Annotated in this window: 2 protein-coding genes and 1 pseudogene; 1 reads left to right on the forward strand and 2 read right to left on the reverse strand. The window is 37.1% G+C overall.

Going from position 1 to position 2,389, the window contains the following annotated elements; all coding sequences use genetic code 11:
* The first annotated feature begins 313 nt into the window (after positions 1 to 313).
* Positions 314 to 1,072, forward strand: coding sequence for a hypothetical protein (locus H1P_RS32745; protein ID WP_144875587.1), 759 nt, complete (start codon positions 314 to 316; stop codon positions 1,070 to 1,072).
* Positions 1,073 to 1,298: 226 nt separating this feature from the next.
* On the opposite strand, the gene H1P_RS32750 is transcribed toward H1P_RS32745, so the two are convergent.
* Both H1P_RS32750 and H1P_RS32755 read right to left on the reverse strand, forming a co-directional pair.
* Positions 1,299 to 1,466, reverse strand: coding sequence for a DnaB-like helicase C-terminal domain-containing protein (locus H1P_RS32750; RefSeq protein WP_144875591.1), 168 nt, complete (start codon positions 1,464 to 1,466; stop codon positions 1,299 to 1,301).
* A 16-nt stretch (positions 1,467 to 1,482) separates the two neighbouring features.
* Positions 1,483 to 2,262, reverse strand: a pseudogene (locus tag H1P_RS32755) (replicative DNA helicase); the annotation flags it as partial.
* Positions 2,263 to 2,389 lie beyond the last annotated feature (127 nt).

Consider the following 2,389-nt stretch of genomic DNA (forward strand, 5'->3'; position numbering starts at 1 on the left):
GGCAGATGGGAAAAAAGATTGGCTATTTTGGTATCACGTAAAGATTAAGCCAAAGTAATTTGACTGAAATCATTATTACTGCAAGGATGAAAAATTCTGATTTTAGCTTTTGCAATACTTTTTGTAGGATTATCTGTAGCATATTCGTCAACGCTATTATTGCTAGTTTTATCCTAAAAATAAACGCAAATAATTTATCAAACATAGCAAAAGTATTTATTCATATTTAGCAAATAAATGTAACGCAATGCATAAAAATAGACTGACTTTCTTAAGTAATAAGAGAAACCATATTTTACGACTAAGCAGAATCATGTCTTATACTGACTTATACTATGCCAGAAAAGTTGCTAAAGAATTTGGGTTTGCACACAGACTTTGGATGCCCAAACTACCTATACTTGCTGATAGCTCTTCAGAAACAATTCTTTTAGGCTCCCTGGTAAGAGAAATTGACAAGATTTTTGAACCAAGCTATCCACTTACAACTCCTTTGACAAAGCCACAGATTCTTTTAAATCGACTAAAAGAAGAAAAAAACCGTTTAAAACTATTATCCAATGACAAATTAGTGCTTTCTAAAAAGGTAGCAGGAGCTACTATTTTAATGAAAGCAAATAAAAATCTAGCTGTAGGCGCGGAAGCTGGGTTTCCTGGTATTCCTTATTCTAAGTCTGTCAACTTTGGCATTACCAAAAATGAGTTGGTAAGTGTTAGTCTTGCTTTAAATGAAGAAGCTGAAATACAAAGTATTCCTACAGATTATATAGCTAGATTTGGCAAACTTTTTGGTGGAGAATCAAAAGAAGCCTTTCCAGATGTAGTTGTTGATATAGACGATGAACTATTTATTGACTTAGTTGTTCTGGCAAAAAATTTCTCAGCCACATATAGTTTTAATCAAGCTATTTCTTCAAGAATAGAGGATGAAATTTCAGCAGCAAATGCAAGTTTAAGTTCAAAACTTGTATTTAATAAAGCTAATGAATATTCTATTGAAGTAAAAATAAAAGATAATAAAACCTATGTAATAGGATTCAAAACAATAGATTGGGATGAAGTAGATTTCTAATCAAAGACAAACGCAAAAAAACAGGGAAATATGATAAAGTTTCAGAAATAGAGTAAAAGCTAAAGCTGATTTTCCCCCTAAACATTTATCATTCATATACCCGTTTTGCCGAAGAATTACTCTTTAGATTCTTTGGTCTAGTTTAAGGAGGTCGAGTAGCAATTGATACTGAGTCGCGAACTTAACAATAGACCAGTCAGGCGATCGCCCTTCACCTACAAACCAATCAATTACGCTCGTACAGCCTCAAATTCTCAATCATCCCGCAGGACTTATCAAACAGCAGTTCGATCTTACCCGTATCCCCATGTCTGGCTAACCCAAGTATCAACTCCAGAATATTTTGATAAATAGTATCTGGGTTGTAATACTCATCCCTGTAGGCAAAGATAATATTATCTACTCACGAGCTACTGATAGCGATAACTATATTCGGCTAGAGAACATACCATCCCCGAAGACTTATCAAATAAAACCTCCACCGTTCCCGTATCCCCATGTCGCGCCTTAGCCAAAATCAACTCTAAAACTCCTTGAGTTGGGGAATCTGGATTGTAATATTCATCTCTGTAGGCAAAAATGATATTGTCTGCCACCATTTCTAAGATTCCCGACTGAGAAAGATCGCTCATCATGGGACGCTTATTATTTCTGCCTTCTACTGCCCTACTGACTTGAGACAGAGCCAAAATAGGAACGTTTAAATCTCCTGCTAGCTTATACAATCCCCTGGCAACATCCCCCAGTTCGTAGCTGCGATTGCCACTGGTATCGGCTGCCATCATCTGAAGATAATCCACTACTACTAAACCCAGTTTGCCTTCTCTGGCTAACACCTGACGGCATTCAGAAGCAATACTCGCAACGGTAATTCCCCGATTGTCATTGATGTAGAGAGGTAATTCCGCAGCAATTTTCACAATGGAGACAATAGTTGCCATCTCTTCTTGGGTTAGAGGAGATAACCCCGCACGATGCTGTCTGATACGCTCTCCTCTGATGGGAACTAGATTGAGATGCCTGTAACAATCAAACTGGCTCATCAAGCTCCAGAGACGGTATTCTAGCTGCTTCTTGGTCATCTCCAGAGAAAAGATGGCAATGGGTAATTCGTGGAGCAGAATTGTCTGTAATGCCAGAAACAGAGAAATTGCAGTTTTCCCCATAGAAGGTCTGCCAGCGATGATACTGCAGCAATTCTCATTATGAAAATGATTATCAGTATTTGACAAATTTGAGATGACTAAAAACCTAATTCTTTCGCTCTCAGATTGAATTTTGCTCTTTTATTTCTGATTTAAGTTCTTGCGTTTTCAT

The organism is Hyella patelloides LEGE 07179 (assembly GCF_900659865.1).
Taxonomy (GTDB): Bacteria; Cyanobacteriota; Cyanobacteriia; order Cyanobacteriales; family Xenococcaceae; genus Hyella; species Hyella patelloides.